A 14252-nucleotide genomic window follows, 5' to 3' on the forward strand; every position below is an offset into this window, starting at 1 on the left:
CTCCCCCTGCTACACGGGTGAGGCGGCACTCACTACATTCCGGTTCAATACTTGTTTGACGGTGTCCCCCCTCTCACGCGGGGTCGCCGCCTGCGCTCGATTCCCCCCACGTTGAACCGCCACCGGCCCCCCGTCCGTGGCAGCCCATCATGAAAACTGAAGCCTTTGACACCGATGTACTCGTCATCGGTGGTGGCAATGCCGCCCTGTGCGCCGCGCTAATGGCGCGCGAAGCCGGCAGCCGCGTGCTGCTGCTTGAATCCGCTCCGCGCGCCTGGCGCGGCGGCAACTCCGGCCACACCCGCAATCTGCGCTGCATGCACGACGCTCCCCAGGACGTGCTGGTCGAGGCCTATCCCGAGGAAGAGTACTGGCAGGACTTGCTCAAGGTCACGGGCGGCATCACCAACGAGCATCTGGCGCGCATGGTGATCCGCGCCTCCTCGACCTGCCGCAACTGGATGCGCAGGCATGGCGTGCACTTCCAGCCGCCGCTGTCGGGCGCGCTGCATGTGGCGCGCACCAATGCCTTCTTCATGGGCGGCGGCAAGGCGCTGGTGAACGCCTATTTCCGCAGCGCCGAAAAGCTGGGCGTGGAAATCCGCTACGAGTCGCCCGTGGACAAGCTCGAAATCGAGAACGGCCGGTTCCAGGCTGCATGGGTCAAGACCAAGGATGGGAGCCAGCGCATCACGGCCAAGAGCTGCGTGCTGGCGGCGGGCGGCTTCGAGTCCAACCGCGAATGGCTGCGCGAGGCCTGGGGCCAGAACGAGCGCGGCGAATGGCCAGCCGACAACTTCATCATCCGCGGCACGGCCTTCAACCAGGGCGTGCTGCTCAAACACATGCTGGAGGAGCAACAGGCCGACGGCCTGGGCGACCCCACGCAGGCGCACATGGTGGCCATCGATGCCCGCGCTCCGCTGTATGACGGCGGCATCTGCACGCGTATCGACTGCGTCTCGCTGGGCGTGGTGGTGAACCGCGATGCCCAGCGCTTTTATGACGAGGGCGAGGACTTCTGGCCCAAGCGCTATGCGATCTGGGGCCGTCTGGTGGCCCAGCAACCCGGCCAGATCGCCTACTCCATCATCGACAGCAAGGCCATAGGCCGCTTCATGCCGCCGGTGTTCCCCGGCGTGAAGGCCGACTCCCTGCCCGAGCTGGCGCAGAAGCTGGGCCTGGACGTGGACACCTTCATGGCCACCCTCGATGCCTACAACGGCAGCTGCAAGGTCGGCCATTTCGACCATACCGCACTGGACGACTGCCACACCGAAGGCCTGGCTCCGGCCAAGACGCACTGGGCGCGCCCGCTCGATACCGGACCTTACTACGGCTATGCGCTGCGCCCCGGCGTGACCTTCACCTATCTGGGCCTGAAGGTGGACGACACCTCCGCCGTGCGCTTCAAGGATCAACCCAGCCAGAACCTGTTCGTGGCCGGCGAAATGATGGCCGGCAATGTGCTGGGCAAGGGCTACACGGCTGGCGTGGGCATGTCGATAGGCACCGCCTTTGGCCGTATTGCCGGACGCAATGCTGCTCTCGCGGCTGCTGGCAAACCCGCTATTCATGGCGCCGTAAAGGACTGAAATGAAACACCCCCTGAGCGGCTTCGCCGCTTCCCCCTCCCTCTTTGGGAGGGGGACAACGCCCTCGCTGCGGGGCGGCCCTTGCTCGGCGTCTCTGACTTGGAGCACGCCAGTTTCAAGTGCTGCGAATCACGCCCAACGTCATTGATACTGACATGCAAACCCTGAAATCCCTGCAAGAACTGGGCAAGCAAGCCCAGACCCTGGCCACCGGCAAGGTGATTCCCATCCTCCCCGCCCCAACGGAAACCGCTGCCGAAAGCGAAGTGGCGCGCGTGATGCAGATCTGCAATGCCTGCCGCTATTGCGAAGGTTTCTGCGCTGTGTTCCCGGCCATGACGCGCCGTCTGGAGTTCGGCAAGGCCGATGTGCATTACCTGGCCAATCTCTGCCACAACTGCGGCGCCTGCCTGCACGCCTGCCAGTACGCCCCGCCGCACGAGTTCGGCATCAACATTCCCAAGGTCATGGCCGAAGTGCGCGGCCAGACCTATGCCGACTATGCCTGGCCGCCAGCCATGGGCAAGCTGTACCAGAAGAACGGCCTGACCCTGTCCCTGGCTCTGGTTGCCGGGCTCTTCCTGTTCCTGGCGCTGGCCGTCGCGGCGCAGGGCGGCATTGGCCAGCTGTGGAACGGCAATCTGGGCAACAACTTCTACAACCTGTTCCCGCACAACCTGCTGGTCGGCATCTTTGCGCCGGTCTTCCTGTTCGTGGTGTTCGCGCTCTTCATGGGCGTGCGCCGCTTCTGGAAGGACGTGAAGCCCGCCACCAGCAATGTGGAGGTCAGCGGCCCCGCCGCTGCCGAAGCCACGCATGACGTGCTGCGCCTCAAGTACCTGGATGGCGGCCATGGTGACGGCTGCCACAACGAGGACGACGAGTACACGCTCAAGCGCCGCCGCTTTCACCACCTGACCTTCTACGGCTTCATGCTGTGCTTTGCAGCCACCGGTCTGGCCACGGTCTATCACTATGTCTTCGATCTACCCGCTCCTTACGAGCTACCCAGCCTGCCCAAGATTCTGGGCGCCCTGGGCGGCGTGAGCCTGATGGTGGGCACGGCCGGCCTCTGGTCGCTGAACCGCGCCCGCCACCCTCTGCATGGCGATGCCAAGCAAAAGCCCATGGACCTCGGCTTCATCGCCCTGCTGTTCCTGGTGGCATCCAGCGGTCTCGCGCTATGGCTGGGCCGCGCCACGCCGGCGCTGGCACTGCTGCTGTGCCTGCACCTGGGCGCCGTGATTGCGCTGTTTGCCACCCTGCCCTACGGCAAGTTTGCCCACGGCGTGTTCCGCACGGCTGCGCTGCTGCGCCACAACACCGAAAAGCGCCAGCCCAGCCCCATCGGCCTGGGCGCTGATTGAACGAAGCCCCATGACAGGCACGCCCGCCGTGCCTGCTCTCAGAAAAATCAGCCGGAATACCGGCATTCCTTTCCGACCAAGGAGACATCCCATGATGAACAAACGCCATTTCCTGCGCGCCACGGCCGTGGCCGCCTCCCTGCTGAGCCTGGGCTCGGCGGCGCAGGCCGCACCTGACTGGCTGCCCAACAAGCCCGTGACCCTGGTCGTGGGCTTTGCCGCTGGTGGCGCCGCCGACGCGGCAGCACGCATGATTGCCAAGAAGCTGGGCGAGAACATCGGCCAGACCGTGGTGGTAGACAACAAGGGCGGCGCGGGCGGCAATATCGCCCACCAGTTCGTGGCCAAGGCACCGACCGACGGCTCGGTGCTGCTGTTCGGCTCCATCGGCCCGCTGACGATTGCGCCCCACATCATGAAGGTGGGCTACAACCCCTTCACCGACCTGGCACCCATCTCGGGCGGCGTGAACTTCCCCAATGTGCTGGTGGTCCACAAGGGCGCCGGCGTGAAGAACCTTGCCGAGTTCGTGGCCAAGGCCAAGAAGAGCCCCGGCAGCGTGGACTATGCATCGACCGGCGCAGGCTCGGCCTCGCACCTGGCGGGCGAGCTGTTCAACCAACGCGCCGGCGTGGAGATGGTTCACGTGCCCTACAAGGGCGGTGCACCGGCCCTGCAGGACCTGCTGGGCGAGCGCGTCACCTCCTACTTTGCCGCGCCCCCGACAGCCCTGCCGCATGTCGAGACCGGCAAGCTGATTCCGCTGGCCACCACCGGCCTGACTCGCCCCGCCTACATGCCCAATATCCCCACCGTGGCCGAAGCCGGCTATCCGGGCTTCGAGGCGCTGAACTGGTATGCCTTCGTCGCCCCCGGCAAGACCCCCACGCCCGTGCTGGATCGCTGGAACCTGGAGATCGTCAAGGTGCTCAAGGACCCCGGCGTGGCCGAGGCGCTCAAGGTCCACGGCCTGACGCCCCAGCCCACGAGCCGCACCGAGTTCGCGGCCTTCATGAAGAAGGAATACGAGCAATGGGGCAAGGTGGTCAAGGAACGCAAGATCACCCAGAACTGAGAGCGTGTTCACAGTCCCGCTGGAGCCGATGCATCAGGCATGAGCGGGGCGCAATCCAGGTCAGGGCGGCGAGCAAGGGTCTCGCCGGCCACACCTCGCCGGCCACACCTCGCCGGCCGCACCTTGCCGGCCGCACCGCCCCACAGCGAGGCCGTCGCCCCCCTCCCGCGCAGCGAGAGAGGGCGCCGTGCCACGGGCGCCGTGCAACGGGCGCCGTGACACGGGGAAGCCGTGCAGCAGCTCAGACGGTGATGGGCTTTTTCTCCACGGGAGCCGCAAAGCCCACGCACAGACGGTTCCAGACATTGATGCAGCCGATGGCGTAGCTGAGCTCCACGATTTCGCGCTCGCTGAAGTAGGGGCGCAAGGCCTCGAAGTCCTGCTGCCCGGGATGGGCCTGGCTCAGCTGGGTGCAGCGCTCGGCCCAGTTCAGCGCGGCGCGCTCACGCATCTCGAACAAGTCCACCTCGCGCCAGGTCACCACGCTGTTGATGCGCTGCAGATCCTCGCCGCGCGACAGCAGCTCGCGCACATGCATGTCCACGCAGAAGGCGCAGCCGTTGATCTGCGAGACGCGCAGATAGACCAGCTCCAGCAGCTGCACACCGAGGCTGGAGCGCGCGATCTGGGCGTTGAGGCCGGCCTGTGCCTTGTAGAGCTCGGGAGCCAGCGCACGGAAGTCCAGGCGCGGCGTGGGGATGGCAATAGGGTTGGCGGTGGGATTGGCGATGTCGGCCATGTGAATACTCCTTGAGGCATTGCAGGCCCGCCCCTGCGGCCGGCCCATACCTCTTAGACGCGGCAGCGCTGCGGTTTGTGACAGGCCTCCTCATCCATCGCCGGGCCATCAATAAACATAGCTGCTATCGCTCCGCATGAAACAAGTTCAGCAATAAAACAATCTGAATTTGTTGATTGAATGGCGGTAGCAGCTATTGTTTTTTCACCTTCTGCGACGGGCCTCGCCCATCAGGCAATCAGGCAGCCGGCACCAGCACGCGAGTCAGCTTGTCCGGATTGCGCAGCGTGTAGATGCGCCGGATCAGTCCGTCCTCGACCAGCAGCGTCTGCACCGACTCCACCTGACCGTCCACACAGCGCACCAGACCCGGCAGGCCGTTGACCCGCGCCAGATGCAGGGTCTGCTCCTGCCCGTCGCGGCGCAGACGCCGGGCCGTGGCGAAGTACAGCAGCGCCAGGCGGCGCCCGGTCTCCAGCACGCGGCCAAAGGATGCCACCTTGCCGCCGCCGTCGCTGATCAGCGCGGCATCGGGCGCGAAGAGCGCCTGGATCTGCGCCAGATCGCCGCCCCGCGCAGCCTGGGCAAAGCGGCGCAACAGCTCGGCATGGGCTTGTGCGGGCGCCTCGAAGCGCGGCCGTCCGGCCTTCACATGGGCACGCGCGCGGTGTACCAGCTGGCGGCAGGCGGCCTCGCTGCGGCCCAGTGCCTGGGCCACTTCGGCGTAGTCGGCATCGAAGACCTCACGCAGCAAAAAGGCCGCGCGCTCCTCGGGCGTCAGCTGCTCCAGCACGAACAGCAGCGCCGTGGAGACATCGTGGGCCTGCTCCAGCAGCTCCTCGGCCGAGGGAGCGGCCTCGGTCCAGGGCTGGACCAGCGGCTCGGGCAGCCAGAAACCCGCATAGTGCTCGCGCTCCACGCGCAGGCGCCGCAGCCGGTCTATGGCCAGCCGCGTGGCCGTGGTCACCAGCCAGGCCTCGGGCTGGGCAATGGCGGCGCGCTCGCTGTCCTGCCAGCGCAGCCAGACATCCTGCACCAGATCCTCGGCCTCGGCGCGCTGGCCCAGCATGCGATAGGCCAGCCCGAACAGGCGCGGGCGATGGCGCTCGAAATCCTGCAGTCCCGCATCGGCGGGCGGCGCAGTGTGGGAAGTGGGGCTCACGTGATGTCTCCTGCAAATAGGCCGGGCCAGCCACCCAGTGTGACAGGCACCAAGCCTTAGACGCAGAACCAGCGCACTTTGTGACAGGGTGCCGGCTTAAAACCGGCGCGCCCTCAGCCAGAGACACCGAGGAAGGGCCGCCCCGCACCGAAGGTGTCGTCCCCCTCGGGGGGGAAGCCGCGCAGCGGCTCAGGGGGGACCTCAATACCCCACCGCGCACCCATCCTTGCGCGGATCGGATCCCGCGATGTAGTGCTCGCCGTCGCGCAGCACCAGCTGGGCGCCGCCAAAGGCGAACACGCCATGGCCGGCCTCGACGCTGACCTCATGGCCGCGTGCGCGCAGTTGCTCAACCACGGCGGCATCGAAGGACGGCTCCACGGCCACGCCCGTACCGCCGGTCACGCGCCAGCGCGGTGCATCGGCCGCAGCCTGCGGGTTCTGGCCGTAGCGCAGCACGCGCAGGGCCATCTGCAGATGGCCCTGGCTCTGCATCGGGCCGCCCATGACGCCGAACGCCATTTGCGGCGTGCCGTCGGCATGCATGGCAAAGGCCGGAATGATGGTGTGCGAGGGACGCTTGCGCGGGCCGACCTGGTTGGCATGACCGGCCTCGGTGGTAAAGCCATGGCCGCGGTTCTGCAGGCTGATGCCCGTGCCCGGCACGACCACGCCCGAGCCGAAGCCCATGTAGTTGGACTGGATGAAGGAGACCATCATGCCGCTGGCATCGGCCGCTGCCAGATAGACCGTGCCGCCGGGCCGAGGGGCGCCGTAGGTGGGTGCGCTGGCCTGCTCGCGGTCTATGAGACGGGCGCGCTCGCGCAGGTAGTCGCGGTCCAGCAGCTGCGCGGGGGTGACGCGCATATGGTCGAGGTCGGCGTTGTACTGGTGCAGGTCGGCAAAAGCCAGCTTCATGGCCTCGATCTGCAGGTGCACGCTGTCCACGCCGTCGAGGTCTTGCTTGCCCACGCCCAGCTCGTCGAGCATGCCCAGCGCCATCAGCGCCGCAATACCCTGGCCGTTGGGCGGGATCTCGTGGATCACCGAGTCGCCGAACTTCTGCGACACCGTTCCCACCCAGTCGGCCTGGTGCGCGGCCAGGTCTTCCTCGCTCATCACGCCGCCGCAGGCCCGCGAATGCTCGACCATCTTCCTGGCCAGTGCGCCTCGGTAGAAGGACTCGCCCATGGTCTCGGCAATCTCTTCCAGCGTGCGCGCATGGGCTTCGCTCCTGAACACTTCACCGGCCCGGGGAGCGTGGCCACCGGGCAGAAAGCACTCGGCAAAGCCGGGCTGGTCGCCCAGTTTCTTGCCGCCCAGCTCCCACAGTGTGGCAATGGTGGGCGAGACCGCGAAACCGTTGCGTGCATAGTCGATGGCGGGCCGGGCCACCTGCGCGAAGGGCAGCTTGCCGAAGCGCTTGGACAGCGCCACCCAGGCCGACACGGCGCCGGGCACGGTCACGGCATTCCAGCCCTTCTCCGGTATGCCGCCCAGCTGGGCAAAGTAGTCGGGCGTCCAGCCCGCAGGCGAGCGGCCCGAGGCGTTGAGGCCGTGCAGCTCCTTGCCGTCCCAGACGATGGCAAAGCCGTCGCTGCCGATGCCGCAGCCCGTGGGCTCGACCACCGTGAGCGTCATCGCCGCAGCCAGTGCCGCATCCACGGCGTTGCCGCCGGCCAGCAGCATGGAAAGGCCGGCCTGCGCGGCCAGCGGCTGCGAAGTGCTGACCACATTGCGCCCCAGCACCGGCGAGCGGTTCGAAGCATAGGGAAGCGTCCAGTCCTTGACGAGGTTGGTCATATTTAAGTCCGATCAGTGATTCATGGGCGCCGCGCTTAACACTGACACGCCCCAGGCCAAAGGCATCGAGCAAGAGCCGCCTCACGGCGGGAGGCGCCTAGCCGAGGATGCCGTCCCCCGGCGCAGCCGCACAGGGGGTTGCATATGTCATTCCAAAGTAATGTGGTTGTCCCTGATGACCTTGGCCCAGCGCGCGCTGTCTGCCTGCACCATGGCCGCGAACTGCGCGGGCGTCTGCGGCTTGGCGGGCTCCACGCCCTGCTTGGCCAGGCTGGCGATCACCTCGGGATTCTGGAGGGCGCGGTTGAAGGCCTGGTTGATTCTTGCAACCAGCTCGGGCTTCATGCCGGCCGGGCCGTAGATGCCGAACCAGGTGACCGAGGAATAGCCTGGCAGGCCGGATTCGGCCACCGTGGGCAGATTCGGAGCCAGCGTGCTGCGCCTGTCGCCGGTCACGGCCAGGGCGCGCAGGCGGCCGCTGGCCACATGGGGCATGCCCGTGGGGATGGAATCGAACAGCAGATGCACCTGGCCTGCCGCCAGATCGGTGATCGACTGCGCCGTGCCCTTGTAGGGCACATGGGCAAGCTGGATACCGGCCTGCGCGGCAAAGGCGGCGGTGTTCAGGTGGACGATAGTGCCATTGCCGCTGGTGGCGTAGTTGAGCTTGCCGGGGTTGGCCCTGGCATAGGCAATCAGCTCCTGCACGCTCTTGACCGGCAGCGAGGGCGTGACCAGCAGCACACTGGCCGCGTCCGCCGTATGCGCGATGGGACTGAAGTCCTTGTCCGCCTTGTAGGCCAGCCTAGGCATCAGATGCGGCGAAATCGCATGCGTGCTGCTGGTGGTGAACAGCAGGGTGTAGCCGTCGGCCGCCGCCTTGGCGGCCTCGGCCGTGCCTATGGTGCCGCCGGCGCCGGGCCGGTTGTCGATGACCAGTTGCTGGCCCAGCTCCTGCGATACACGCTGCGCGATCACGCGTGCCACCAGATCGGTCGCGCCGCTGGCCGGAAACGGCACGATCACCCGCACCGGTCGGCTGGGCCAGGCGGCCTCGCCCTGGGCCAGCGCCGGCAAGGCCAGCAGGCCACCAGTCACCGCCGCGGCGGCATGGAGCCACTGGCGGCGCGTCGTTGAAACAGTAAACCGTGCCCGCATGGCAACTCCCGGTGAAATGGCAGCTTGTTCGAAAGGGGGGCGCCGCTGCCCGGCAACCATCGAACGGGACATCTTAGAAAGCCGAGGCATTTGCCGCTATCGGCAAATTTGCAAGCCATCGTTGCCAAAACAGCAAACCGAGCACAATGGCGGTTTGCTTTCACCGACTGCCATGCCCGAGTTCCGCCATCTGCTGCTGCAAGACACTGCGCTGCGCTACTTCCACGAAGTCGCGCAATGCGGATCGCTGAGCGAGGCTTCGGCAAGACTGCATGTGGCGGCCTCGGCCATCAGCCGCCAGATTGCGGCATTGGAGGCGCGCCTGGGCACGCCGCTGTTCGAGCGCCACCCGCGCGGCATGGTGCTCAACGCTGCCGGCGAGATCCTCGCCGATCATGCACGCCGTGCGGGGCTGGACGCGGAACGCGCACTGGACGAGATCAAGGCCTTGCAGGGCCTGCGCAGCGGCAAGGTACGCATTGCCAGCTCTGATGCCTTCGCCAGCGAATTCCTGCCGCGCCTGTGCGCGGCCTTCCAGCGCGAGCACAGCGGCATCGTCTTCGAAGTGACGGTGCTTCCCACACACGAGGTCGCCGGTGCCGTGCGTACCGGCACGGCCGATATAGGCCTGTGTTTCAGTCGGGCCCCCGAGCCCGGCATCGCCGTCGCCTGCCGCGTGGCCGCGCCCGTGCTGGCGCTGGTGGCATCCGGCCATGAACTGGCGCAGGAGCGCAGCGTGTCACTGTCCAGGCTGGTGCGCTACCCACTGGCACTGACGCCGCCCAGCACTGCCGTGCGCCAGCTGCTGGATGCTGCCTGCAGCCGCCAGGGACTGATGCTGGCGCCGGCCCTGGAGAGCAATCACGGCAAGACGCTGCTGAACTTTGCGGCCCAGGGCGCAGCGGTCGCCGTGGCCAGCGAAATCGCCGCCCGCGACATGGTGGCCACAGGCGCGCTCGTGGCCGTGGCGCTCAGCGACCGCGGCATGGATCTGCGCGATATCGAGGTTCAGACCCTGGCCGGCCGCACGCTGCCACATGCGGCACAGTCCTTTCTGGAGCTGTTGCAGCTGCGCCTGCCCGCTGCCTGGTGAAAAGACGGCCGAAGACCTCGGCTCAATCCGCCTTGGGGCGCAGCACCAGCCAGAGCGACAGCGCAATCAGCCCGCCACCCATGGCATGAGCGATGGTCAAGGACTCATCGAGCAGGGCCCAGCCCCAGAGCACGGCAAACACGGGCACGATAAAGGTCACGGTCAGCGCCTTTTGCGGGCCTTCATCGGCAATCAGCCGGAAATAAAGCACATAGGCCAGCGCCGTGCTCAGCAAGCCCAGCAGCGCCACATTGCCCCATGCCAGCAGCGGAGCGGCCTGCAGCCTGGCCAGCATGCCGGGCTCCAGCGCCATGTCGATGAGCAGCGCCGGCGTCAGCACCATCAGCGCACCGAGCTGGCTGATGAAAACGGCAGCGCGCGTGTCCACAGAGGCATTGGCACCCGCAAGCCTGAGCGTCAGATAGCTGGAAAACGCGTAGCAGACCGTGGCCACAAAACAGGCCGCCATACCGCCCAGCACGGCTGCGCCGAGATCCAGCGGCCCGGCCTGGGCCAGCACCGCCACGCCGCCAATTCCGAGCAGCACGGCAGCCACTCGCGCGGGCGTAATCGCCTCGGCAAACACCAGCGCTCCCACCACGGTGGCAACCAGTGGCGTGGTGGCATTGAAGATGGCGCTATAGCCCGATGGCAGCACCTGGGCCGCCAGCGCGTACATGAGAAAGGGGATGCCGGAATTGATGACACCCAGCCCCAGCAAGGGCCAAAGATAGCGTCCTAGCCTGGGCCGGTAGCCCATGGCAAACAACGCCGCGCCAAGGCCCAGCGCCGAAAACAGGCCGCGTCCCACGGCCGTGGGCACGGCCCCCAGATGGGGTACGGCCGCGCGCATGAATAAAAAACTGCCGCCCCAGAGGGCGGCCAGTGTCATGAGTCGGATCAGGCTGGCTACAGACATACAGGGCATTGTGCACAGCCCCGGCCTGCACGCCTGTCACAACTGCCGAATGCCAATATCAGTGAATCTGCACCAGCACATCGTCCAGCGTGGCACCGGCCTCTTCGGGCACCGGGCGCGTGAGCTGCGGCACCTTGTAGATGCTGGCATCGGCATGAATGAGGCCTATGTCATAGCGCTGGCCGGCCAGATAATCGCCCACCGACTCCAGCACGATGGGGCTGCGGTGCAGATGCTCGGTGGCCTTGAGTTCGTCGAGCGAGAGCCAGACGCTGCGCACGATGCCGTCGTCCAGATGGCGCTGGGCATGGTGCATGCCCAGATCGCCAGTGAAGGCGAAGCGCAGATAGGTGATGTCCGAGCCCGTGCGCGTGCGCACAAAGCGGTTCATGTAGATGCCGACCAGAGCCGTGGGCGTGAAGCTGTAGGCCGTCTCTTCCATGACCTCGCGCACACAGGCATCGACAGGGCTTTCGGAAGGGTCGAGATGACCGGCCGGCGTGTTCAGACGCAGTCCATCCGCCGTTTGTTCTTCCACCAGCAAAAAACGGCCATCGCGTTCGATGATGGCCGAGACAGTCACATTGGGTTTCCAGCGATTGGGCATGGCGGGCATTATCCTTGTCCCAACCCGACGATGTGTCAGATAAATCCCACCATATAGAGCGCTCCTTCGCCGTAACTGGCCAAATGTTGCTGCTGCGCAGCATTTGTCACGGATTCGACCGCATAGCCTTGACGCTCCCAGTAAAGCCGTGATCCCTGCACCGAAACCAGTGCCGTGCGCTGCACGCCGCGCGCTCTGGCCTGTGTCTTCAGGGCCTGCACCATGCGCCGAGCCAGGCCCTGGCCGGTGGCGGCCTCGGACACGGCCATATCGTGCAGATAGAGCACGCTGGCGTCGTCATATTCGGCAAAGTCGCCGTTGAGCGGCGTGATGGCTCCGGGGCGCGACCAATAGGCTGCCAGATAGGCCACCAGCTCGCCGCCCTGCTCGGCCGCCCAGGAACAATGCCCGGCCGTCCGCAAACGGCGCACAAACACCTCGCGCGGCTCCGAAAAGTCCGCACCATAGCAATGCTGCTGTATGCGCATCACGGCATCCACATCGTCCGCGCCCAGCGCACGCAGCTGAATTGGCATCGACCCCGTCATCAAAAACTCTCAAATCAATAGCTGTCAACGCTTATCAGTCAATGGCTGACGGCCAATTTCAATCAAAATCCGGCACATAGCTTAGCAAGCCGCTCGTCTCGCAGCAGCCAGTAGGCACTATCGCAATAGTAATGATTCTCAATTGGAAATTCATCGCCATCCTCCCTACCATTCATTCATCGCTCAGGGAGAAACAGATGACACGCTTGATCAAGACATTGCGCCAGAACCAGCTCACGCTGACCAAGACCGCCAGCTACTACGTGATCCACATCACGGTGGCCGCCTGCGTCGCCTATGCCGTGACCGGCAATCTGATTGCCTCGCTGACGCTGAGCCTGCTCGAGCCCACGGTCCAGGCCTTTGCCTTCTTCTTCCATGAAAAAGTCTGGGAGCGCCGCCTGAAGAAACGCGAGCAGCAAGCGCTTGCCGGACAGGCACTGAGCGCCTGAGAGCCGTCTATGAACACCGACCACCCCACCACTTTCGCGCAATGGCTGCTGCAGTCCCTGGCCATGCTGGGCGACTGCAACGGCCATCTTCATGATCTGTAGAAATCATGTGAACAAGCCTTTTGATAAGCCATGGGTAAATATTGAATATCCCAGACTCTTTGTGAGCTTCTGATCATTCACGCCAGAAAATCATCCGAGCCTAACTCTCCGGCATCAGAAAATACTGTGGATAAGTCATGCGGAAGATGCCAATTCGGACTCGCTCCCATGGGTTTGCGGCTATTTGCCAAACCGGGCCCAAGGCCAACAATGGCCGGGAATCCAAGGAGTTCCCATGCAGCTTGCAGACCGCCAGACACCCGCAGACCTCGCGCGCCACGACGAACAATGGCTGAGCGCCCACTGGATGCCGTTCACCGGCAACCGCAACTTCAAGGCCAGGCCTCGCATCATCACGGGCGCCCAAGGCGCCTACTACAGCGATGCCGATGGCCGGCGCATTTTCGACGGCCTCTCGGGCCTGTGGTGCTCGGGTCTGGGCCATGGCCGCCGCGAGATCGCCGAGGCCATTGGTCAGGCCGCGCTGCAGCTCGATTACGCTCCCGCCTTCCAGTTCGGCCACCCGGCCTCGTTCGCGCTGGCCAACCGCATCGTGGCGCTGATGCCCCAGGGGCTTGAGCATGTGTTCTTCACCGGCTCGGGCTCGGAAGCGGCCGACACCTCGCTGAAGATGGCGCGCGCCTACTGGCGTGCGAGGGGCCAGGGCAGCAAGACCCGGCTGATCGGCCGCGAGAAGGGCTATCACGGCGTGAACTTTGGCGGCATCTCGGTAGGCGGCATGGGGGGTAACCGCAAGATGTTCGGCCAAGGGATTGAAGCCGACCATCTGCCGCACACCCAGCCGCCACCGGGTTCGTTTTTCAAGGGCCAGCCCCAGACCGACGGGCGCGCCCTGGCAGACCGGCTGCTCGATCTGATCGCCCTGCATGACGCCAGCAATATCGCCGCCGTGATCGTGGAGCCCATGTCGGGCTCTGGCGGGGTGGTGATTCCGCCCGCCGGCTATCTGCAGCGTTTGCGCGAAATCTGCACCCAGCACGACATTCTGCTGATCTTCGACGAGGTCATCACGGGCTTTGGCCGTCTCGGGGCAATGACGGCGGCCGAGGCCTTCGGCGTGACGCCGGACATCATGAATATCGCCAAGCAGGTCAGCAACGGCGCCCAGCCGCTGGGAGCCTGCGTGGTCTCGCCCGCCATCTACGGGCAGTTCATGGCGGCAGGAGGGCCGCAGTACATGCTGGAATTTGCCCACGGCTATACCTATTCGGCCCATCCCGTGGCCTGCGCGGCAGCCATTGCGGCACTGGATCTGCTGCAGCGCGAAGACGGCCCGGGCCGCGTGCGCGCGCTGGCCCCCTTTTTCGAGCAGGCCGTGCACAGCCTCAAGGGCGCCAGGCATGTGCTGGACATCCGCAATATCGGCCTGGCGGCGGGCATCACGATTGCATCCCTGCCCGGCGAGCCCGCCAGGCGTCCCTACGAGATCGCCATGAAATGCTGGGAGGCCGGCTTTTATGTGCGCTACGGCGGCGACACGATTCAGCTGGCGCCGCCCTTCATCAGCGAGCAGGCCGAGATCGAGCGGCTGATCAACGCACTGGGCGATGCGCTGCAGGCCACTGACTGAACTATCAAATAAGTAGCTTCAATCGCTTACCTATAAAGCGA

13 protein-coding genes are annotated in these 14252 nt (G+C 65.6%); 6 read left to right on the forward strand and 7 right to left on the reverse strand.

Going from position 1 to position 14252, the window contains the following annotated elements:
- Positions 1 to 149 precede the first annotated feature (149 nt).
- The 3 genes from tcuA (at position 150) to AAIL67_RS06240 (ending at position 4037) form a co-directional block, all read left to right on the forward strand.
- On the forward strand, positions 150 to 1595 hold the full coding sequence (gene tcuA, locus AAIL67_RS06230; protein WP_343483595.1) for an FAD-dependent tricarballylate dehydrogenase TcuA: 1446 nt from the start codon (positions 150 to 152) through the stop codon (positions 1593 to 1595).
- Between the two features lie 155 nt (positions 1596 to 1750).
- Positions 1751 to 2962, forward strand: coding sequence for a tricarballylate utilization 4Fe-4S protein TcuB (gene tcuB / locus AAIL67_RS06235; protein WP_343483596.1), 1212 nt, complete (start codon positions 1751 to 1753; stop codon positions 2960 to 2962).
- Positions 2963 to 3053: 91 nt separating this feature from the next.
- Positions 3054 to 4037 carry a tripartite tricarboxylate transporter substrate binding protein gene (locus AAIL67_RS06240; RefSeq protein WP_343483597.1) on the forward strand — a complete coding sequence of 328 codons (984 nt, stop codon included), beginning with the start codon at positions 3054 to 3056 and terminating at the stop codon, positions 4035 to 4037.
- A gap of 241 nt (positions 4038 to 4278) precedes the next feature.
- On the opposite strand, the gene AAIL67_RS06245 is transcribed toward AAIL67_RS06240, so the two are convergent.
- The 4 genes from AAIL67_RS06245 to AAIL67_RS06260 all read right to left on the reverse strand — a co-directional run bounded on the left by AAIL67_RS06245 (position 4279) and on the right by AAIL67_RS06260 (position 8899).
- A complete protein-coding gene (locus AAIL67_RS06245; RefSeq protein ID WP_343483598.1) occupies positions 4279 to 4776 on the reverse strand; it encodes a carboxymuconolactone decarboxylase family protein in 498 nt (165 codons plus the stop codon).
- Positions 4777 to 5014: 238 nt separating this feature from the next.
- A complete protein-coding gene (locus AAIL67_RS06250; RefSeq protein WP_343483599.1) occupies positions 5015 to 5938 on the reverse strand; it encodes an RNA polymerase sigma-70 factor in 924 nt (307 codons plus the stop codon).
- 201 nt (positions 5939 to 6139) lie between these two features.
- Complete coding sequence (locus AAIL67_RS06255; RefSeq protein WP_343483600.1) at positions 6140 to 7741, reverse strand: gamma-glutamyltransferase family protein; 1602 nt, start codon at positions 7739 to 7741, stop codon at positions 6140 to 6142.
- Positions 7742 to 7888: 147 nt separating this feature from the next.
- Positions 7889 to 8899, reverse strand: coding sequence for a tripartite tricarboxylate transporter substrate binding protein (locus AAIL67_RS06260; protein WP_063662793.1), 1011 nt, complete (start codon positions 8897 to 8899; stop codon positions 7889 to 7891).
- A 172-nt stretch (positions 8900 to 9071) separates the two neighbouring features.
- On the opposite strand from AAIL67_RS06260, the gene AAIL67_RS06265 reads away from it, so the two are divergent.
- Positions 9072 to 9992 (forward strand): LysR family transcriptional regulator, encoded by a 921-nt coding sequence (locus AAIL67_RS06265; RefSeq protein ID WP_063662327.1) that lies wholly within the window; start codon positions 9072 to 9074, stop codon positions 9990 to 9992.
- A gap of 22 nt (positions 9993 to 10014) precedes the next feature.
- On the opposite strand, the gene AAIL67_RS06270 is transcribed toward AAIL67_RS06265, so the two are convergent.
- From AAIL67_RS06270 to AAIL67_RS06280, 3 genes are read right to left on the reverse strand one after another with little or no spacing between them, the layout of a single operon-like run.
- A complete protein-coding gene (locus AAIL67_RS06270; RefSeq protein WP_063662330.1) occupies positions 10015 to 10911 on the reverse strand; it encodes an EamA family transporter in 897 nt (298 codons plus the stop codon).
- Between the two features lie 58 nt (positions 10912 to 10969).
- The gene (locus AAIL67_RS06275) at positions 10970 to 11527 is read right to left on the reverse strand and encodes an NUDIX hydrolase (protein ID WP_003066904.1); all 558 of its coding nucleotides are present in this window, start codon (positions 11525 to 11527) and stop codon (positions 10970 to 10972) included.
- A gap of 26 nt (positions 11528 to 11553) precedes the next feature.
- Entirely contained in the window at positions 11554 to 12066 is a 513-nt protein-coding gene (locus AAIL67_RS06280; protein WP_063662333.1) for a GNAT family N-acetyltransferase, read from the reverse strand.
- A 197-nt stretch (positions 12067 to 12263) separates the two neighbouring features.
- Here AAIL67_RS06280 and AAIL67_RS06285 point away from each other — a divergent pair, with 197 nt between their 5' ends.
- A complete protein-coding gene (locus AAIL67_RS06285) occupies positions 12264 to 12518 on the forward strand; it encodes a DUF2061 domain-containing protein (protein WP_003066898.1) in 255 nt (84 codons plus the stop codon).
- A gap of 337 nt (positions 12519 to 12855) precedes the next feature.
- Positions 12856 to 14211 carry an aspartate aminotransferase family protein gene (locus AAIL67_RS06290; RefSeq protein WP_343483601.1) on the forward strand — a complete coding sequence of 452 codons (1356 nt, stop codon included), beginning with the start codon at positions 12856 to 12858 and terminating at the stop codon, positions 14209 to 14211.
- Positions 14212 to 14252: the final 41 nt, after the last annotated feature.

The sequence above is a fragment of the Comamonas sp. A7-5 genome (assembly GCF_039581385.1).
Taxonomy (GTDB): Bacteria; Pseudomonadota; Gammaproteobacteria; order Burkholderiales; family Burkholderiaceae_C; genus Comamonas; species Comamonas thiooxydans.